This is a genomic window from Pseudomonas sp. JQ170C, assembly GCF_035581345.1.
GTDB lineage: Bacteria > Pseudomonadota > Gammaproteobacteria > Pseudomonadales > Pseudomonadaceae > Aquipseudomonas.
In genome coordinates this window covers 1,076,142-1,096,194 of the sequence record NZ_CP141608.1, presented here as the reverse complement: position 1 = coordinate 1,096,194, position 20,053 = coordinate 1,076,142, and the positions used below count along the sequence as shown (strand labels likewise).

Sequence of the window (20,053 nt, the reverse complement as noted above, 5' to 3'; positions counted from 1 at the left end):
TACAACTTAGTGATGTTCGCGAGTGGCGCGGAACTTCACATCCGGCCAGCGCTCTTCCATCAGCGCCAGGTTGACCCGGGTCGGGGCCAGGTAGGTCAGGTGACCGCCGCCGTCGATGGCCAGGTTTTCCACGGCCTTGTTCTTGAATTCCTCAAGCTTCTTCTTGTCGTCACAGCTGATCCAGCGCGCGGACCAGACCGTGATCGGCTCGTAGGCGCATTCGACCTTGTACTCTTCCTTCAGGCGGCTGGCGACCACATCGAACTGCAGCACACCGACGGCGCCGAGGATGATGTCGTTGCTGCGCTCAGGGAAGAACACCTGGGTCGCACCCTCTTCGGCCAACTGCTGCAAGCCCTGGCGCAATTGCTTGGACTTGAGCGGGTCCTTCAGGCGCACACGGCGGAACAGTTCCGGCGCAAAGTGCGGGATACCGGTGAAGCCCAGGGCTTCGCCTTCGGTGAAGGTGTCGCCGATCTGGATAGTGCCGTGGTTGTGCAGGCCGATGATGTCGCCTGCCCAGGCTTCTTCCAGCTGCTCACGCTCGGAGGAGAAGAACGTCAGCGCGTCGCCGATACGCAGGTCTTTGCCGGTGCGCACATGGCGCATCTTCATGCCCTTCTCGTAGCGGCCGGAACAGATGCGCATGAAAGCGATACGGTCGCGGTGCTTGGGGTCCATGTTCGCCTGGATCTTGAACACGAAGCCGCTGAACTTCTCTTCGGTCGGCTCGACGCTGCGCTCGTTGGCAACCCGAGGCAGCGGGCGTGGCGCCCAGTCGACCACGGCATCGAGCACATGATCGACACCGAAGTTGCCCAGAGCAGTACCGAAGAACACCGGAGTCAGCTCGCCGCGCATGAACTCGCCCTGGTCGAACTCGTGGCAGGCACCCTGCACCAGCTCCAGCTGCTCGAGGAAGCGCTCGTACTCATCACCCAGGTGGGCGCGGGCTTCGTCGGAGTCGAGCTTCTCGATGATCTTCACCTCGGTACGCTCGTGGCCGTGGCCCGGGGTGTAAACGATGATGTAGTCGCCGGCGAGGTGGTACACACCCTTGAAATCGCGGTAGCAACCAATCGGCCAGGTGATCGGCGCGGCCTTGATCTTCAGGACCGCCTCGATTTCGTCGAGCAGTTCGATCGGGTCGCGGATGTCACGGTCGAGTTTGTTGATGAAGCTGACGATCGGCGTGTCACGCAGACGGCAGACATCCATCAGGGCGATGGTCCGTGGCTCGACCCCTTTACCGCCGTCGAGCACCATCAGTGCCGAGTCGACCGCGGTCAGGGTGCGGTAGGTATCTTCAGAGAAGTCTTCGTGACCCGGGGTGTCGAGCAGGTTGATCATGTGCTCGCGATAGGGGAACTGCATCACCGAGGTCGTGATGGAGATACCACGCTGCTTCTCCATTTCCATCCAGTCGGAGGTGGCATGGCGGTCGGACTTTCGCGATTTCACCGTACCGGCAACGGCAATGGCCTTGCCCATCAGCAGGAGCTTTTCGGTGATGGTGGTCTTACCCGCATCGGGGTGGGAAATAATGGCGAAGGTGCGGCGTTTCGCGACTTCGGCGGCCTGGTTGGTCATGGGAAATCGCCTGGCAGGTGATTCAAAAAAAGGGCGCAGATTATAGCTTAAAACTACCCCTGAACTGAACCGTTGGGTGGATTAACGCTGGCCAAATGCCGCTTCAGATGGGAACCTTTACGGCTGTGGAGGCGTCCACTCCCCTGATTCGCAATCGGTTTTTACCGTTCGTCAGGGGTGGTTTCACCGGCAACACGAGCCTGACGAGGCTTCGCTTATGGCGTGTTCCGCTCCGCTTTCGGACAGCGCGCTGCTTATCGCGATCACACTGCCTGCCGCCTGGAATGGTGGCCGCCACGGGAGTGTGTTCGCCGACAACAAAAGGAGTCCGCCTGTGGCTAAAAGCTATGGCAAGGGGCTGATGGGATGTGCCTTTGTGCTCGTCATCCTGGCCCTGCTGATCCACTGGATCGGCACCGATACGATCGCGCACTACCGCGCCGATCTGTGGTTCTACCTGCAAGCGCACCTGATGCTGGTGTTGCTCTCGATGGTGGCGGCCTTGGCCGTGGGTATACCCGCTGGCATTGCCTTGAGTCGACCACACAGGGTCGACCGCGCCGAACGTTTCATGCAGTTTTTCAACATTGGCAACACCATTCCCCCCCTGGCCGTTCTGGCCATTGCCCTGAGTTTCCTGGGCATTGGCGCTGGCCCTGCGATCTTCGCGTTATTCCTCGCCTCCCTCCTGCCCATCGTGCGCAACACCTACGAGGGCCTGAAAAACGTTCCCGCCTCGCTCAAGGAAGCCGCCACCGGTATCGGCATGACGCCCCGTCAGTGCCTCTGGCGTGTCGAGTTGCCCAACGCCGTGCCGATTATCGTCGGCGGTGTGCGGGTCGCCCTGGCGATCAACGTCGGCACAGCGCCGCTGTCGTTCCTGATCGGTGCCAATAGCCTCGGCAGCCTGATCTTCCCCGGCATTGCCCTGAACAATCAGCCGCAATTGCTGCTGGGCGCTGCCTGCACCGCCCTGCTCGCCCTGTTGCTTGACGCCCTGGTGGCTCAAGGCAGCCGGCGTTGGCTCGAACGCGGCCTGGCCCACTAAGCGAAGGAACTCCAATGAAAAGAATCGCCTTGTTACTGGGCGCGGCCCTGCTGTTCTCGGGATTTGCCCAGGCCGCCACAAAACCTGTGATTCGCCTCGGCGCGCGGGTGTTCACCGAACAGACGGTGCTGGCGGAAATCACCGCGCGTTACCTCAATCAGAACGGTTTTGATGTACGCATCACCGGCGGCCTGGGCAGCAACCTGGCCCGCAGCGCCCATGAAACCGGCCAGCTGGATATGGTCTGGGAATACACCGGGGTCTCGCTGGTGTCCTACAACCACATTGAAGAGCGCATGCCCAGCGCCGCGGCGACCTACGCCAAGGTCAAGGAACTGGATGCGAAGAAAGACCTGATCTGGCTGACGCCCTCGAAGTTCAGCAATACCTACGCCCTGGCCCTGCCGCGCAAGGTTGCCGAGCAGTACCCCCAGGTGACCAACATCAGCCAGCTGAATCAGGTGCTGCGCGATGAACAGGACCGCGACCATGTGGTGGCCCTGGACACCGAGTTCGCCAACCGCCCCGACGGCCTGGTCGGCCTCACCGAAACCTACGACCTGCAACTGACCCGTCGCAACATTCGCCAGATGGACGCCGGCCTGGTCTACACCGCGCTGCGCAACGGCCAGGTGTTCAGCGGCCTGGTCTACACCACCGACGGTCGCCTGAGCGCCTTCGACCTCAAGCTGCTCGACGACGACAAGCACTACTTCCCTGACTACACCGCAGCCCCGGTAGTACGCAAGGAAGTGCTCGACGCCCACCCGCAACTGGCCACCCTGCTCAAGCCGCTGGCCGAGCAACTGGACGATGAGACCATGCGCCAGCTCAACGCCAAGGTCGACGTCGAGCACCAGAGCCCCGGCAAGGTTGCCGACGAATACCTGCGCCAGCACCCACCTGCACAGGAGCAGCCATGAACATGCTCGATACCTTCGTTCACCTGGACTGGGCCCAGGTCCTGCACTTGACCTGGCAGCACATCACCCTGGTCGGCATCGCGGTGAGCCTGGCCATTCTGATCGGCGTGCCGCTGGGCATTCTGATGACCCGCTTTCCGGCCCTGGCCGGCCCCCTGCAGGCCAGCGCCACGGTGCTGCTGACCATTCCTTCGATCGCCCTGTTCGGCCTGCTGCTGCCGTTCTATTCCAAGTTCGGCCAGGGGCTTGGGCCTTTGCCGGCGATCACCGCGGTGTTCCTTTACTCACTGCTGCCGATCCTGCGCAACACCTACCTGGCGCTGACCAGCGTCGAGCCCGGCATCCGTGAGGCCGCCCGCGGCATCGGCATGACCTTCGGCCAGCGCCTGCGCATGGTCGAGCTGCCCATCGCGGTACCGGTGATCCTCGCCGGCGTTCGCACCGCCGTGGTGATGAACATCGGCGTCATGACCATTGCCGCGACCATCGGCGCCGGTGGCCTGGGCGTCCTCATCCTTACCTCCATCAGCCGCAGCGACATGTCGATGCTGCTGGTCGGCGCCGTACTGGTGAGCCTGTTGGCCATCATCGCCGACCTGCTGCTGCAAATCCTGCAACGTGCCCTGACTCCAGAAGGACTGCGCAAATGATCGAACTCCAGAACCTCAGCAAGACCTTTCACGCCAATGGCAAAGACGTCAAAGCCGTCGACGCCGTAAGCCTGACCGTCAACGAAGGCGAGATCTGCGTGTTCCTCGGCCCGTCCGGCTGCGGCAAGAGCACCACGCTGAAAATGATCAACCGCCTGATTGCGCCGACCTCCGGCAAAGTCCTGATCAATGGCGAAGACACCACCGGCCTGGACGAAGTGACCTTGCGTCGACGCATCGGCTACGTGATCCAGCAGATCGGCCTGTTCCCCAACATGACCATCGAGGAGAACATCACGGTGGTCCCGCGCCTGCTCGGCTGGGACAAGCAAAAGTGCCATGAGCGCGCCCGCGAGCTGATGAGCATGATCAAGCTCGAACCCAAGCAGTACCTGCAACGCTATCCGCGCGAACTGTCCGGTGGCCAGCAACAGCGGATCGGCGTGATCCGTGCCCTGGCGGCCGAAGCACCACTGCTGCTGATGGACGAACCCTTCGGTGCGGTCGACCCGATCAACCGCGAGATGATCCAGAACGAATTCTTTGAAATGCAGCGGGCGTTGAACAAGACCGTGATCATGGTCAGCCACGACATCGACGAGGCCATCAAGCTGGGTGACAAGATCGCGATTTTCCGCGCCGGCAAGTTGATCCAGCTCGACCACCCCGACACCTTGCTGGCCCACCCGGCCGACGACTTCGTCAGCAACTTCGTCGGCCAGGACAGCACCCTCAAGCGCCTGTTGCTGGTTCGCGCCGAAGACGCCGCCGACAACGCGCCGTCGGTGAGCCCGACTACCCCGGTGGCTGAAGCGCTGGAGCTGATGGACGAAAGTGACCGCCGCAATGTGGTGGTCACTGATGGCCAGAACAAGGCCATGGGCTATGTGCGCCGTCGCGATCTGCACCGTCAGCAGGGCACCTGTGCCGACTTCCTGCGTACCTTCAATGCCACGGCTTCGCACGATGAGCATTTGCGCATCCTCTTGTCGCGGATGTACGAATTCAATCGCTCGTGGTTGCCGGTGCTCGATGCCGAGCAGGTGTTTCTGGGAGAGGTCACTCAGGAGTCGATTGCCGCCTACCTGAGTTCGGGGCGCTCGCGCGGGGGCAAGACCAGCATCGTGTCGCCGGCTGAAGCGCAGGCCTGATTTGCAGGTGATCGCGGGGCAAGCCCGCTCCTACCAGGTAGGAGCGGGCTCGCCCCGCGATCAATCTCAGAACCCTACACTGGCCTGCACATAGAAGGTGCGCGGCTCACCCAGGTACAGCCCCGCGTTGTTGTCGCTGGAACGGGTGTAGTACTGCTTGTCGAAGATGTTCTTCACCCCCGCCGCCAGCTTCAGGTTCGACAGTTCCTTGCCGAAGTCATAACCACCCCGCGCCGCCCAGGTGACATAACCCGGAATATCGCCGTACTGGCCGTCGGCACTTGGCTCGGTGATGTAGTTGCCGTTGAAGCTGCCGTCGGCATTCATCCCGGTACCCGGTGCGCGCTGCTTGGATTGGGCGTAGGCATCCAGGTTCCAGGTCCAGCGGTTGATCTCATAGCGCAGTCCTGCGTTGACAATCTGGCGCGAATAGAACGGCAGGTCACGTCCCTTGAAGCCCGGAATCTCGCCCTCGTAGGTGGCGCGGGTATAGGTGAATCCGGCATTGGCGCTCAGACCCTGCAGGCGCGGATCAAGGCCCGAGAGGTCGTAATGCATGGAGGCTTCGATACCCTGGTGCTTGGTAGCCCCCAGGTTGGTCCAGCCGACATCGTTGCTGATGTACTGCAGCTCGTCGTCGAAGTCGATGTAGAACGCCGTCAGCTCACCACCCCAGGTGCCATTGTTGTAGCGGGTCCCCACTTCGTAGGTCTTGGCTTTTTCCGGCTCCAGGCCGTTGGCGGTCTGGTCGCCCGTGCCGCCCTGGCCCAGCTGGAAGTACTGCAGGCTGCCGAACGACGTTTCGTAGTTGGCAAACAGCTTCCACTCGTCCGACAGGTGATACATCACGCTCAGCGCCGGCAGCGGTTCGTTGCTGGTGATGCTGCGGTTCTTTTCCTGCACCGGCACACCGTTGGTGCCCAGTACCGGGCGATCACGCCAGTCGGTGTTGATGTGCTCAAAGCGGATGCCGGGGGTGATGGTCCAATTGCCGACGTCGATCTTGTCATCGATGTAGTAGGCACTGGCTTCGGTCCCGCCGGTACGGTCCTGAAACACGTGGCCGTCGGAGGTCGGGGTCTGGGTAGGCACGTTGTTGATCAGCGCCAGGCGGGTCGACTGCTCGTGCATCGCTTCTTTCAAATAGCGATAGCCAACGCTGACTTCCTGGGTGGTCGGGCCAGCGAAGAAGATCCGCGACAGGCGCGGCTCGATGGCGAACACGTGGTAGCTGCGCGGGTACGACGACAAGGTCTTCTGGTCGCGGGCGGCAATGGTGCTGCCGCGGAAGCTGTCGGTGTAGTAGGTCTGGACCTCGAACTGGGTGACGTCGTCGATCTGGCGCAGGTACTTGAACGACACGTCTTTGCGGCGGCCGCTGAAGTCGTCGTAGTCGCGGTCGGACTGGTACGGATCATCATCGAACTGCGCCTGGGTCAGGCCACCGGGCATGTCGGCCTTGGCGTCGTAGTAGTGAAAGTTCAGCCAGAACTCGTCACTGTCGGTGACCGCCCAGTGGGTCTTGAGCAGCACGTCGTCGATGTCGTTGCCGTTGTTGCTGCTGCGATAGCCGTTGCCGTTCACCCCGGAGTACAACAGTGCCGCGCCCAGGCCGTTGTCGGCGGTGCCGCCGAGGAACGCCGACTCGATGTGCTTCCAGCCACCGTGACGGGAAGTCTCCAGGGTGGTGGAAAGCTCACCGGTGGTTTTTTCCGGAATCGCCCGGGTCACGAAGTTGATCACACCGCCCACGTTCTGCGGCCCGTAACGCACGGAACCGGCGCCGCGCACCACGTCGATGCTGTCGAGGTTGCCGGATGAAATCGGCGCCATCGACAGTTGCGGCTGGCCATAGGGGGCAAAAGCTGCGGGGATGCCATCAATCAGCACGGTGGAGCGCGGCGACAGCCGCGAGGTCAGGCCGCGCACACCGACGTTCAGGGCAATATCGCTGCCGCCGGTGCCGTTGGAGTCCTGTACCTGCACACCCGGAATGCCACGCAACACATCACGCACGTTCATTGCGCCCTGCTCGACCATCGCCTCGCGGCGCACCACGGTGCGGGCACCCGGGTGGTTCTGCACCACGGCTTCGTCGGCTGTGCCGAGCCAGTCACCCACCACCTTGACGTCAGTCGGCGCCAGCTCAAGGGTGCCGGTGTTCAAGGTGCCGGCGCTCTGCACGGGCTTGAGCACCACGGTGCCCTGGGAGATCTCGTAGGTCAGGCCGCTGCCTTGCAGCAAGGCTTCCAGGGCCTGCTCCGGCGCCAGGTTGCCGGAGACGGCCGGCGCTTGCTTACCGGCCACCAGCTCCGGGCTGAAGAACAATTGCAGCGACGTCTGCTGCCCCAACTGGCTCAGGGCCGACGCCAGCGGCTGGGCCTGGATCTGGATGCCGGTCACGGCCTGATCGGCATAGCTGCTGGCGATGCCGCCACTCACGGCCAGGGCCAAGGCCAGGGGCAACCAGCGGAAACGGGAGGCAGAACGCGGGGAAAACTTGTTGTTGTTCACGTCGTCGAGAAATCCTGAAGGTCCGGGATAAGTGCCATCTGCATGCAAATGGAAATGCTTGGCAGTTGCAGTTGGCCAGGAAGACGAACAACTGAAAAAAAACCTGAATTTATTTTCCGATTATTTCGCTGGAGCCGTCGGCGTGGGTCTTGATGGCCACCGGCAGGATGCTCGGCAAGGCGCGCAGCAGGGCGTCGGTGTCGTCACTGCTGAAGGTGCTGCTCAGGCGCAGGGCGGCAATTTTGCCCGGCGCCACGCGCAGCGGCTGGGCACGGTAGCGGGACACCTCCTCGACCACGTCGCTCAAGGGTGCATCGTTGAACACCAGCTTGCCCTTGCGCCAGGCCGTGAGCGCGGCTGCGTCCACCGCATAAGGCTCGGCAACCGTGCCCTGGGCGTCGATCTGCGAACCGAGCCCGGCGGTCAGTAGCGCCTGGCTCGCGTCGCGCCCCTGAACCTTGACCGACCCTTGTTCCACCGCCACGCGGGTTCGGGACGGGTCCAGGCGCACATCAAAACGGGTGCCGGTGACGGTCACCGTGCCGTTGCCGGTGCTCACCACAAAAGGCCGGGCGGTGTCGTGGGCGACGCTGAACATCACCTCCCCCGCCACCAGCTCGATGCGCCGAAGGCCTGCGCTGAAATCGACCTTCAACTCGGTGCGTCCGTTGAGTTCCAGTTGCGAGCCATCGGGCAGGCTCAACTGGCGACGCTCACCCAGGGCGGTTTGCATCTGGTCCTGGAAATTGAGCTGATGCTGTTGCCAACCGAACCAGCCAAGCCCCACGGCGGCAACCGCGATGCCGGCGGCCAGCGCCTGCTGGAGAAAACGTCGGCGCGGCAACTCGCGCACCGGATCGGGCTGGCACAAGGCCTCAAGACGCTCACGCGGAATTTCATCAGCTGCGCCCCACAGGCGGGCGAACTGATCGTATTCATATTGATGCTGGGGATGCTGCACCAGCCACGTCGCCAGTTGCGCCTGCTGGTCCTGGGCCAGTGCGCCGTCACAACTGCGGGCAAACCACTGCGCCGCCTGCTTGCGCACGGCCTCGTTGCCGCACGGGCACGCCTGCTGATTCATGTGAACATTCGCCTGCCTCATCTCGTTGACACATCCAGGTGCTCACGCAGATGCCGGAGCGTGCGGATCATATACTTTTCGACCATGTTCTTGGTCAAGCCCATGCGTTCGGCGATTTCCGCCTGGGACAGGCCTTCGAGCTTCTGCCAGATGAACACCCGACGGCAATTGAGCGGCAGTTGCGCCAGGGCGCGCTCCACGCTGTCGGCCAGCTCGATGGCATGCATGTAGGCCTCCGGGTCGCCATGGGCGTCGGCTCCAGGTACCCAGGCGTCCTGCTCCAGGGCCTGGCGCCGGTCTTCGCGGCGGTAGCCGTCAACGGCAATATTGCGTGCGGTCTGGTGCAGGTAGGCGCGCGGCTGCTCGACCCCGGCCTGGTCATTTTCCAGCACCCGGACAAAGGCATCATGAGCCAGGTCCTCGGCTTGCTGGCGATTACGCAACTTGCGCGTCCAGGTGCCGATCAGCTCATGGTAGTGGTCGAGAAAGCCTTTGTGTCGCGACACGATGCGGGGGTTACGCCAGGCAATGAGGGAAGGCGCGAATAGTAATGTTTCTTATTAAGCACAGCAATCGAAGATCCTGAGCGCCGACGAAGTGTGAGTACGTAAAAAAGAACGAGGCCGGCGCGCCGCGAACCGGCTGTCAGGGCGAAAAAAAATTTGAACGGCTGCGCGTTTCCGACTTGAAGCAGACAGGTGGCAAATTGCGTTTTTCTAACGCCCTTTGGCGGCTAACTTCGCCGATCATGGGGGCCAATGACTGCGCAGCAGACTAGCAACAAGATCCCGGCGCATACGGGTATTTTTAACGCTTTTGTCATCAAATTGAACATCTACTGTTTACCTGGGTCGGTAGCAAAGTGACTGGCCGAAACGCGGCGACAGACGTGTGCAAAATCGCGACATTTTTTGTTGATCTTGAGCCCCTCAGGTCCTAAAGTTCGCGCCGAACGTCCATGCTGGAAACGATCCATCCGGCTCAAGTACTGACGACGAGACAGCAAGGTCACCCGTAGCTCGCTTTAACAGGCACGGTTGACCTTTTTGCTTTCGGCGACATGCCTTGGGAAGTAGGCGAACCAAAGTGGGGATACGGAGGGCGTTCAGTTGCAGCCACTTATTTTTTCAGTTTGCCCATGGAGTCCCTAAGCATGTCGATTCAGGTCGAAGACTACTTCGCGCGCGATACCTTTCAGAAAATGAAGGCGTTCGCCGACAAGCAAGAAACCCCGTTCGTACTCATCGACACCCAGATGATCAGCCAGGCCTACGACGACCTGCGCGCGGGTTTTGAATTCGCCAAGGTCTACTACGCGGTCAAGGCCAACCCTGCCGTGGAGATCATCGACCTGCTCAAGGAAAAGGGCTCGAGCTTCGACATCGCCTCGATCTACGAGCTGGACAAGGTCATGGACCGCGGCGTCAGTGCCGATCGCATCAGCTACGGCAACACCATCAAGAAATCCAAGGACATCCGCTACTTCTACGAGAAGGGCGTGCGTCTGTATGCCACCGACTCCGAAGCCGACCTGCGCAACATCGCCAAGGCCGCGCCCGGCTCGAAAGTCTATGTGCGCATCCTTACCGAAGGCTCGACCACTGCCGACTGGCCGCTGTCGCGCAAGTTCGGCTGCCAGACCGACATGGCCATGGACCTGCTGATCCTGGCGCGTGACCTGGGCCTGGTGCCTTACGGCATTTCCTTCCACGTTGGCTCCCAGCAGCGCGACATCAGCGTCTGGGACGCGGCCATCGCCAAGGTCAAGGTGATCTTCGAGCGCCTGAAGGAAGAAGACGGCATCGAACTCAAGCTGATCAACATGGGTGGCGGCTTCCCGGCCAACTACATCACCCGCACCAACAGCCTGGAAACCTACGCCGAAGAAATCATCCGCTTCCTCAAGGAAGACTTCGGTGACGACTTGCCGGAAATCATCCTCGAGCCGGGCCGTTCGCTGATTGCCAACGCCGGCATCCTGGTCAGTGAAGTGGTGCTGGTGGCGCGCAAGTCGCGTACCGCGGTCGAGCGCTGGGTCTACACCGACGTGGGCAAGTTCTCGGGCCTGATCGAAACCATGGACGAGTCGATCAAGTTCCCGATCTGGACCGAGAAGAAAGGCGAGATGGAAGAAGTGGTGATTGCAGGCCCAACCTGCGACAGCGCCGACATCATGTACGAGCACTACAAGTACGGCCTGCCGCTGAACCTGGCCATCGGTGACCGCCTGTACTGGCTGTCGACCGGCGCCTACACCACCAGCTACAGCGCCGTGGAATTCAATGGCTTCCCGCCGCTGAAAGCCTTCTACCTGTAAGTGTTGTACCGGGCTGCGCTGCAGCCCGACGCGGGGCCAGCCCGTACCTGGGTGTCACCAGGTACGGGCTGGCCCCGTTTGCATTCAGGCGAGCGCTTCGAGCTGCGCCAGCCGCGCCCGGTAGTCCACTGCCAGGGCGCGGATCTCGGGCTGCCCGGCCTGCTCCAGCGCAGGGCCGGCGACCCTGAGGAAATTCACATTGCCCGCCGCCAGCGCCCGCTGCAGCCATGCCAGTGCGTCTTGCGTTCGTCCTTGCGCTGCCAGCACACCGGCGTGACTGAATTGCCCGCGAAAATCCCCGGCTTCAGCCGAGCGCTGGTACCAGCGCTGCGCCCCCGCCACATCCGGCGGGCAATGCTGGCCTTCTTCCAGGTAACGCCCCAGCAGGTTCATTGACTTGGCATGCCCCTGCTCGGCCGCCTGGCGATAACAGGCCAGCGCGGCCAGGTTGTCCCTGGCCACACCGCGCCCGGTCGCCAGCAGGTTGGCGTAGTTGTACAAGCCCCAATCCAGGCCGGCCTGGGCCGCCTGACGATAATGCCGAGCGGCCTGGGCCGGGTCGACGTCACCGCCCCAGCCATGCTCCAGGCAGCGACCGAGCATGTTGGTGGCCATGGCGCTGCCGCCATTGGCCGCGATGGCGAACCAGCGCCGCGCCAGGGCCGGGTCTTTTTCGATACCGCGACCGTCCAGCAGGATCTGCCCCAGCAATAGCTGGGCCTCGACGATCCCCTGCCCGGCCGCTGCCAGCAAGGCCTGGGCCGCCTTGGCGGGGCTGTGCTCAAGCATCTGGGCAAACTGTTCGCTGTCCAGTTCCTGGCGGTTGCGCAACTCGAACGGCATGACTCAGACCTCGACCCAGCGACGCAACAGATTGTGGTAGGTGCCGGTGAGCTGGATCAGCGCCGGATGGTCTGGCATGTCGGCGGTGAGCTGCTGAATGGCGTTGTCCATCTCGAACAGCAAGGCGCGCTGGCTGTCCTCGCGCACCAGGCTCTGGGTCCAGAAGAAGGCGGCATAACGCGCACCGCGGGTGACCGGGTTGACCTTGTGCAGGCTGGTGCCGGGGTACAGCACCAGGTCGCCTGCAGCCAGCTTGACCTGCTGCAGGCCATAGGTGTCCTGGATGACCAGTTCGCCGCCGTCATAGTCTTGCGGGTTGCTCAGGAACAACGTGGACGAAAGATCAGTGCGGACGCGTTCGTGGCTGCCACGCGGCTGGCGCAGGGCATTGTCGATGTGAAAGCCGAAGTTGCCGCCTTCGCGGTAGCAGTTGATCAACGGCGGGAAGACCTTGTGCGGCAACGCCGCCGACATGAACTGCGGGTGCTGCCACAGGCGCTCGATCAGGGCCGTGCCGATTTCCTTGGCCAGCGGATGCCCTTCGGGCAATTGCAGGTTGTGCTTGGCCTTGGCCGACTGGTAGCCGGCGGTGATTTTGCCGTCTGTCCACTCAGTCTGCTCCAGGGCCTGGCGAATACGCGTGACTTCCTCGGTAGAGAACAGCCCGGAAATATGTAGCAGCATGGCGCAGGCACCTGAAGGCGGAAAAGGAGGCAATGATATTGATTCCCATTGACTCACTACAAGCCCTTTCGGCGTGTGGGGACGTTTGAGCGGCTCGAAACAGGCAGTAACAAATTGTAAAGATTGTAAATTCCGTACAAATAGCAATTCCTCTCAATTGTTACTCATATTTGTTTACATTATATTTCGCGGCCTGAATTTTCCGGGGAAGGGGAACACTAATGCCGCGTCACTATGTGCCAACTGCTGTCAGTTCACCACGCTTGCTCGCCTCCGCCATTGGCGTGGCCATTACCGCCACCTCTGCCGGCCACCTGGCCTACGCCGCAGAAGAAGCGCCGGCCAAGAACGGCGCCATTGCCCTGGACGCAACCAGCGTCACCGGTGAAGCGCAAGAGAGCACCGACTACAAGGTTGAACGTGCGTCGTCACAGAAGTACACCGCGCCATTGGTAGACACCCCTCGCTCGATTACCGTCATCCCGCAGCAAGTGCTCAAGGACACCGGTGCCGTTTCGTTGCAGGACGCACTGCGCACTGTGCCTGGCGTCACCTTTGGTGCCGGCGAAGGCGGCAACCCTCAAGGTGACCGCCCCTTCATCCGTGGCTTCGACGCCCAGGGCGACACGTACCTGGACGGCGTGCGTGACACCGGTGCCCAGACCCGCGAAATCTTCGCCGTCGAATCCATCGAAGTCAGCAAAGGGCCCAACTCGGCAATGGGCGGCCGCGGATCGGCAGGTGGTAGCCTCAACCTGGTGAGCAAAGCGCCGAAACAGGGCGACTTCCTCAACGGCGGCTTCACCTATGGCTCGGACCAGACCCGTCGTTACACCCTGGACGTGAACCGCCAGTTCCTCGACAGCGCCGCGTTCCGCCTGAACCTGATGAGCCATGAGCAGAATGTGGCAGGCCGCGACTCGATCAACTACGACCGCTGGGGTGTGGCGCCATCGCTGACGTTCGGCCTGGGCACGCCGACCCGGGTCAACCTCAACTACTACCATATGGAAAGCAACGACCTCCCGGATTCGGGCATTCCCTATGGCTACAAACTGCCTGGCGCGAACGCCGCGCACGATCACGACAAACCCGTCGACGGCGGTGACAGCAGCAACTTCTACGGGCTCAAGGATCGCGACTTCCGCAAGACCCGTGCGGATATCAGCACCTTTGCCATCGAGCATGACCTCAATGACGCGATGACCGTCAAGAACACCCTGCGCCACGGCAGCACCAGCCAGGATTACGTCCTGACCCAACCGGATGACAGCGCTCACAACGTCAGCCAGTTCGGTACCGTATGGCGCCGTGCCAACTCGCGCATCAGCAACACTTCCACCACCACCAACCAGACTGACCTGTTTGGCGAATTCCAGGCCCTGGGCTTCAAGCACAACTACTCCACCGGCGTCGAATTCACCCGCGAAGACACCATGGTCAGTGGTTACACCGTCACGCCGAACAGCAAGCTGACCTGCAACCCAGGCACGGCACCGACCTGCACATCGCTGTCCAACCCCAACCCGAACGATCCATGGGACGGCTCGGTGACGCGCAACTACGCCAGCGTGACCGACACCGAGTCCACCACGCGCGCAGCCTATGTGTTTGACACCATCGAGCTCGATCCGCAGTGGCTGTTGAACCTGGGCACCCGCTATGACTCGTTCAAGACCGAAGCCGACAGCACCACCACCGGCGAAGCGAGCAACAATTCGCACTTCTGGAGCTGGCAGGCAGGCCTGGTCTGGAAGCCAGCCGATAACGGCAGCATCTACGCGTCCTTCGCCACATCGGCGACGCCGCCAGGTGGCGTGACCGACGGTGTCGACCCCAACCCCAACACCCCGGGCAACAGTACGCTGGTGAGCGACCTGGAACCGGAAACCACCAAGAACTATGAACTGGGCACCAAGTGGGACTTGTTCCATGAGCGCCTGTCGCTGACTGCCGCGATTTTCCGCACCGAGAAAGAAAACACCCGCGTGCTGGTCGCCAACAACACCTACGAAAACTCCGGCACCACCCGTGTCGACGGTATCGAGCTGGGTGCCAGCGGCAAGCTGACGGACAAGTGGCAAGTATTCGCCGGCTACAGCTACCTCAAGAGCGAAGCCGTTGATCCGGGCGAAGCGGGTAACCGCAACGGCCAGCTGACCGGCGGCGTGAATCCGGCCAAAGGCAACGAACTGCCGAACACGCCGAAAAACAGCTTCAGCCTCTGGTCGACCTACAACGTCACCGACAAGCTCACCCTGGGTGGTGGCGCGTTCTATGTCGACGATGTCTGGGGTGACCTGAACAACACGGTCTATGTGCCTTCTTATGTGCGCTACGACGCCATGGCCAGCTACAAGCTGACCAAGAACGTCGACCTGCAACTGAACGTGCAGAACCTGACCGACGAGACTTACTACGACAAAGCCTACAGCGCACACTTCGCCAACCAGGCTGCCGGGCGCACTGCCCTGCTGACCACCAGCGTCCACTTCTAAGGACGCTGGCCGGCAAGCCCCGTTCACTTAGGTGACCGGGGCTTTCGTGTATCAGGGCATAATGCGCGTCGCATTCGCATTTGCGACAAGACAAGGTGGTTGATGTGGTGAAGAAATCCCTGTTCCAACTGCACTGGTTCTTCGGGATCACGGCAGGCCTGGTACTGGCCCTGATGGGCATTACCGGGGCGATCTGGTCGTTCCAGGATGAGCTGCTGGGCCTGTTCAATCCGGATGTACTCAAGGTCGAGGTGCGCCAGGAAGGCGTGCTGCCGCCGGCTGAACTGGTGCGCCGGATCGAGACCGAGCAAGGGGACAAGGTCGCCATGCTCTGGGTCGATGTGCGCAACGACAACGCTGCGCGGGTGTTCTTTACCCCACCACCGGGCGAACGCCGTGGCCTGATGCGCTACGCCGACCCGTACACCGGCAAGTTGCAGGGCGATGTCGCAGGCCAGGGCTTCTTCGACCTGATGCTGCGACTGCACCGTTTCCTGGCCATGGGCGATACCGGCCGGCAGATCACCGGCGCCTGTACGCTGATGCTGATTTTCTTCTGCCTCTCGGGCCTGTACCTGCGCTGGCCGCGCAAGGCGCTGAACTGGCGTACCTGGCTGACCCTGGACTGGGCCAAGAAAGGTCGCGCGTTCAACTGGGACCTGCATGCGGTGGCCGGTACCTGGTGTCTGCTGTTCTATCTGTTGTTCGCCCTCACCGGCCTGTTCTGGTCGTACGAGTGGTACCGCGAGGGCCTGAACAAGCTGCTGGCCGACCAGCCCGCGGCTGGCCAGCAGCACAAGCGTGGCGAAGGCCGCGGCCGCCCAGGCGGCGCACCGGCCAAGGATGCCAAGCCGCTGGTGGTCGACTACGACGCCATCTGGACCAGCTTGCAGGCCGCCGCAGGCCCGGGCCTTGTGACCTACAACCTGCGCCTGCCACCGGCGGGCGGTCAGCCGGCGACGCTGTTCTACCTGCTCGACAGTGCCGAGCATGAGCGTGCCTTCAACACCCTGACCCTTGATCCTGCCAGCGGCCAGGTGAGCAAGCATGATCGCTACACCGACAAGTCGTTCAAGGCGCAACTGCTGGCCAGTGTCTATGCCTTGCACGTCGGCAGTTACTTCGGCCTGACCGGCCGCATCATTGTGACCATTGCCAGCCTGACCATGCCGCTGTTCTTCATCACCGGCTGGCTGCTGTATCTGGACCGCCGTCGCAAGAAGCGCCAGGTGCGCGCGGCCCGCAGCGGCCTGGTCGCATCAAGTGACTCGGACAAGGGATGGCTGGTGGGCTTCGCCAGCCAGAGCGGCTTCGCTGAACAACTGGCCTGGCAAAGCGCCGGCCAATTGCAGGCGGCCGGCTTGTCCGTGCAAGTGCGGCCGTTGGCCGAGCTGACTGAAAGCGACCTCAACCGGGCTGAACGCGCGTTGTTCGTGGTCAGCACCTTCGGTGACGGTGAAGCGCCAGACAGCGCCCGCGGTTTCGAGCGCAAGGTACTCGGCCAGCCCTGGGCCCTGAACAACCTGAACTACGCCCTGCTCGCCCTGGGCGATCGCCAGTACCCGCACTTCTGCGGCTTTGCCCACCGCTTGCAGGCCTGGCTTGCCGAACGTGGCGCCACCAGCGCCTTCGCCTCGGTGGAAGTCGACAGCGCCGACCCGGCCGCCCTGCAGCAATGGCAACAGCAACTGGCGCAACTGACGGGCAGCAAGCCACCGGCCGCGTGGAAGGCCCCGGAGTTTGCCAACTGGACACTGGTGAACCGTGAACTGATGAACCCGGGCAGCCAAGGCTCGGCGGTGTACCTGCTGGGGCTCAAGCCCGAGCAGCCAGAGCGCTGGGACGCGGGTGACCTGGTAGAAGTCCTGCCGCGCAACAGCCCTCACAGCCTGGACCTGTTCCTGGGTGGGCTGGGCCTGGACGGTAATGCGTCGGTCCAGGTCGAAGGCCTGCAGGAAACCCTGGTTCAGGCGCTGGGCAGCCGACAGTTACCCAAAAGCCGTGGCCACCTGGTCGGTCTGCACGCCCAGGCACTGGTCGATGCGCTGATTCCACTGACGGCGCGGGAGTACTCGATTGCTTCCATCGCCAGCGATGGCGTGCTGGAGCTGATCGTGCGCCAGGAGCGCCTCGCCGATGGCAGCCTGGGGCTTGGCTCCGGCTGGCTGACCGAGCACCTGGCGCTGGGCAACAGCGTCAGCCTGCGCCTGCGTCGCAACAGTAGTTTCCATCTGCCGGCACCGACAACGCCGATGATCCTGATCGGCAACGGCACCGGCATTGCCGGCTTGCGCAGCCTGCTCAAGGGGCGGATTTCGGCGAGCGAGCAACGCAACTGGCTGCTGTTCGGCGAGCGCAACCAGGCCCACGACTACTTGTGTGGCGACGAGCTTGAGCATTGGTTGCGCAGTGGTGATCTGGTCCACCTGGACCTGGCGTTCTCGCGGGACCAGGCTCACAAGGTCTATGTCCAGGACCGCTTGCGTGAACAGGCTGCTGAACTGCGCCGCTGGCTCGATGAGGGTGCCTCGATCTATATCTGCGGCAGCCTGCAAGGCATGGCCAGTGGCGTGGATGAGGTGCTGAGCGAAGTGCTCGGTGCCGGTGAGGTGGAACGTTTGATCGAGCTTGGGCGCTATCGGCGGGACGTGTATTGAAGCCATCGCGGGGCAAGCGCGCTCCTACAGTAGGAGCGGGCTTGCCCCGCGAAGCGTTCAATGCAGATCGAAGGTATCGGCATCCAGGTTGGCCGGGAAGCGCGTGCGGTACGCCGCCAGGTCAGCCGCACTCAATACGGCCGTGAACACCCCATCGGCTTCCCCTGCACTGAGCAGGCTCTCCCCCTGGAAGTCCAGCACCTGACTGTCACCGGTATAGGCAAAGCCCTTGCCGTCCGTGCCCACCCGGTTCACTGCCGCCACATAGCACAGGTTTTCGATACCCCGCGCCGGCAACAGGCGATTCCAGTGCTGGCGGCGGGCCGCCGGCCAGTTCGCGGTGTACAGCAGCAGATCGGTGTCCTGGGCATCACGGCTCCACACCGGGAAGCGCAGGTCGTAACAGATGAGCGGACGCACCCGCCATCCCTTGATTTCAAACTGCACCTGGCGCTCGCCCGGGGTGTAGTGCTTGTGCTCACCGGCCATGCGGAACAGGTGACGCTTGTCGTAGAACAGAATCTCGCCATCAGGACGCGCCCACAGCAGGCGGTTGCGATGGCTGCCGTCGGCGGCCTGGATGATCACACTGCCAGTGACCACGGCTTCGAGCTTTTTCGCCTGGCTCTTGAGCCATTTGTAGGTCGGGCCGTTTTCTGGCTCGGCCAGGCTTTCGGAGTCCATGGAAAAGCCGGTGGTGAACATCTCCGGCAGGATGATCAGGTCGGCTCCGCGGGCTTGCTCCAGCAGGCTCTCGAAATGCTCGTAGTTGGCCAGGCGGTCCTGCCAGGCCAGGGTAGTCTGCACCAGGGCCACTTTCAGGTTGGGCAGTTCACTCAGATCGCGCATAGCTTCTCCGCTGCCAGACGCAGCGTCTCCTCGCGTTTTGCAAAACACAGGCGCACAAGGCGCTGCTCCGGGATGGGTTGCTGGTAGAACACCGACACCGGGATAGTCGCCACGCCGTGTTCACGGGTGAGCCACAGCGACATCTCGACGTCGTTCAGGTCCGGGCGGATGGCTGAATAGTCGACCAACTGAAAATAGGTTCCGGCGGTACGGGTAAAGCTGAAGCGCGAGGGCTCCAGCAAGTCGCAGAACAGGTCGCGCTTGGCCTGGTAGAACGCCGGCAACTCCTCGACATGCTCGGGGTGCTCGGCCATGAACTCGGCCAGGGCCCATTGCAGCGGGGTCACGCCGCAGAAGTTGACGTACTGGTGGACCTTGCGCAGCTCGGCGCTCAAGGCGGGCGGCGCCACCACATAGCCGGTCTTCCAGCCGGTAACGTGATAGGTCTTGCCGAACGAGCTCACCACAAAGGCACGCTGGTACAGCGCTTCGATAGCCAGCACGCTGGCGTGCTGCACGCCGTCGAACACCAGGTGCTCGTAGACCTCGTCGCTGATCAGGTAGATGTCCCGATCGGCGATCAACAGCGCCAGCTTTTCCAGGTCGTCACGGCTGATCAGTGCACCGCTGGGATTGTGCGGTGAGTTGAGAATGATCATCCGCGTGCGCGGGCTCAGGGCGTCCGTGAGCTTCTGCCAGTCAATCCGGAAATCGCCATCGCTCAGTTGCACATGGACGCAGCGGCCACCGGCCAATTCAACCGATGGCTCGTAGCTGTCGTAGCTGGGGTCAAAGACAATGACTTCGTCACCGGCGCGAATCACCGCATGGATGGCACAGAAGATCGCTTCGGTGGCACCCGGGGTGATGGTGATTTCATGGTCGGCATCGACACTGACGCCATAGCTGCGGGCGATCTTGGTCGCCACTTGCTGGCGCAGGGCCGGCAAGCCGGTCATCGGGCAATATTGGTTATGGCCGGCACTGATCGCCCGGCCTGCCGCATCGAGCAGGGCCTGGGGGCCGTTGAAATCGGGAAAACCCTGGGACAGGTTCAAGGCGCCGGTTTGCGCGGCGAGCTGGGACATGGTGGTAAAGATGGTCGTGCCGACGTTCGGCAACTTGCTGCTGATCATGGAGCCCTCTTTCCTGCGAATCATTCCGGCTCGAGGCGGCGCGGTCAGAGACCGAGCATAGCGGATTGAGTGGTCAGGAAAAAGGTTGTAACAGTCGCGGGGCAAGCCC

The 20,053-nt window shown here is 62.4% G+C and carries 15 protein-coding genes; 7 read left to right on the top strand and 8 right to left on the bottom strand.

All coding sequences use genetic code 11. The annotated features are described in order from the left end of the window. Nucleotides 1-6 precede the first annotated feature (6 nt). Complete coding sequence (locus tag U9R80_RS04980) at nucleotides 7-1,590, bottom strand: peptide chain release factor 3 (RefSeq protein ID WP_301837421.1); 1,584 nt, start codon at nucleotides 1,588-1,590, stop codon at nucleotides 7-9. A gap of 334 nt (nucleotides 1,591-1,924) precedes the next feature. Between U9R80_RS04980 and U9R80_RS04975 the strand changes: the two genes are divergently transcribed. Genes U9R80_RS04975 through U9R80_RS04960 form a run of 4 tightly spaced genes read left to right on the top strand, consistent with a single transcriptional unit; the run spans nucleotide 1,925 to nucleotide 5,362 of the window. Next, on the top strand, nucleotides 1,925-2,638 hold the full coding sequence (locus U9R80_RS04975; protein ID WP_442964936.1) for an ABC transporter permease: 714 nt from the start codon (nucleotides 1,925-1,927) through the stop codon (nucleotides 2,636-2,638). A gap of 14 nt (nucleotides 2,639-2,652) precedes the next feature. Then, nucleotides 2,653-3,561, top strand: coding sequence for a glycine betaine ABC transporter substrate-binding protein (locus tag U9R80_RS04970; protein ID WP_301837422.1), 909 nt, complete (start codon nucleotides 2,653-2,655; stop codon nucleotides 3,559-3,561). Next, nucleotides 3,558-4,211: an ABC transporter permease gene (locus U9R80_RS04965; protein ID WP_301837423.1), complete on the top strand. Its 654-nt coding sequence runs from the start codon at nucleotides 3,558-3,560 to the stop codon at nucleotides 4,209-4,211. Before U9R80_RS04970 ends, U9R80_RS04965 begins: the two co-directional genes overlap by 4 nt. Further along, nucleotides 4,208-5,362 (top strand): osmoprotectant ABC transporter ATP-binding protein OsmV, encoded by a 1,155-nt coding sequence (locus U9R80_RS04960; protein WP_301837424.1) that lies wholly within the window; start codon nucleotides 4,208-4,210, stop codon nucleotides 5,360-5,362. The genes U9R80_RS04965 and U9R80_RS04960 overlap by 4 nt, the downstream gene beginning before the upstream one ends. A gap of 66 nt (nucleotides 5,363-5,428) precedes the next feature. On the opposite strand, the gene U9R80_RS04955 is transcribed toward U9R80_RS04960, so the two are convergent. The 3 genes from U9R80_RS04955 to U9R80_RS04945 form a co-directional block, all read right to left on the bottom strand. Next, nucleotides 5,429-7,876, bottom strand: coding sequence for a TonB-dependent siderophore receptor (locus U9R80_RS04955; protein WP_301837425.1), 2,448 nt, complete (start codon nucleotides 7,874-7,876; stop codon nucleotides 5,429-5,431). A 109-nt stretch (nucleotides 7,877-7,985) separates the two neighbouring features. After that, nucleotides 7,986-8,960 carry a FecR family protein gene (locus tag U9R80_RS04950; RefSeq protein ID WP_301837426.1) on the bottom strand — a complete coding sequence of 325 codons (975 nt, stop codon included), beginning with the start codon at nucleotides 8,958-8,960 and terminating at the stop codon, nucleotides 7,986-7,988. Nucleotides 8,961-8,977: 17 nt separating this feature from the next. Next, nucleotides 8,978-9,466, bottom strand: coding sequence for an RNA polymerase sigma factor (locus U9R80_RS04945; protein ID WP_301837427.1), 489 nt, complete (start codon nucleotides 9,464-9,466; stop codon nucleotides 8,978-8,980). A gap of 647 nt (nucleotides 9,467-10,113) precedes the next feature. Between U9R80_RS04945 and U9R80_RS04940 the strand changes: the two genes are divergently transcribed. Further along, entirely contained in the window at nucleotides 10,114-11,277 is a 1,164-nt protein-coding gene (locus U9R80_RS04940) for a type III PLP-dependent enzyme (protein ID WP_301837428.1), read from the top strand. An 84-nt stretch (nucleotides 11,278-11,361) separates the two neighbouring features. Here the strand turns inward: U9R80_RS04940 and U9R80_RS04935 are convergent, their stop codons facing one another. Together U9R80_RS04935 and U9R80_RS04930 are read right to left on the bottom strand one after the other, a co-directional pair. Next, nucleotides 11,362-12,120, bottom strand: coding sequence for a tetratricopeptide repeat protein (locus tag U9R80_RS04935; RefSeq protein WP_301837429.1), 759 nt, complete (start codon nucleotides 12,118-12,120; stop codon nucleotides 11,362-11,364). A 3-nt stretch (nucleotides 12,121-12,123) separates the two neighbouring features. Further along, on the bottom strand, nucleotides 12,124-12,804 hold the full coding sequence (locus U9R80_RS04930) for a Fe2+-dependent dioxygenase (RefSeq protein ID WP_301837430.1): 681 nt from the start codon (nucleotides 12,802-12,804) through the stop codon (nucleotides 12,124-12,126). A 221-nt stretch (nucleotides 12,805-13,025) separates the two neighbouring features. On the opposite strand from U9R80_RS04930, the gene U9R80_RS04925 reads away from it, so the two are divergent. After that, nucleotides 13,026-15,302: a TonB-dependent receptor gene (locus U9R80_RS04925; protein ID WP_301837431.1), complete on the top strand. Its 2,277-nt coding sequence runs from the start codon at nucleotides 13,026-13,028 to the stop codon at nucleotides 15,300-15,302. A 104-nt stretch (nucleotides 15,303-15,406) separates the two neighbouring features. Beyond that, the gene (locus U9R80_RS04920; protein WP_301837432.1) at nucleotides 15,407-17,959 is read left to right on the top strand and encodes a sulfite reductase flavoprotein subunit alpha; all 2,553 of its coding nucleotides are present in this window, start codon (nucleotides 15,407-15,409) and stop codon (nucleotides 17,957-17,959) included. Between the two features lie 57 nt (nucleotides 17,960-18,016). Here U9R80_RS04920 and U9R80_RS04915 read toward each other — a convergent pair whose 3' ends face one another. Beyond that, entirely contained in the window at nucleotides 18,017-18,808 is a 792-nt protein-coding gene (locus tag U9R80_RS04915) for an amidohydrolase (RefSeq protein ID WP_301837433.1), read from the bottom strand. Continuing rightward, on the bottom strand, nucleotides 18,796-19,944 hold the full coding sequence (locus U9R80_RS04910; RefSeq protein WP_301837434.1) for a pyridoxal phosphate-dependent aminotransferase: 1,149 nt from the start codon (nucleotides 19,942-19,944) through the stop codon (nucleotides 18,796-18,798). Before U9R80_RS04910 ends, U9R80_RS04915 begins: the two co-directional genes overlap by 13 nt. Nucleotides 19,945-20,053 lie beyond the last annotated feature (109 nt).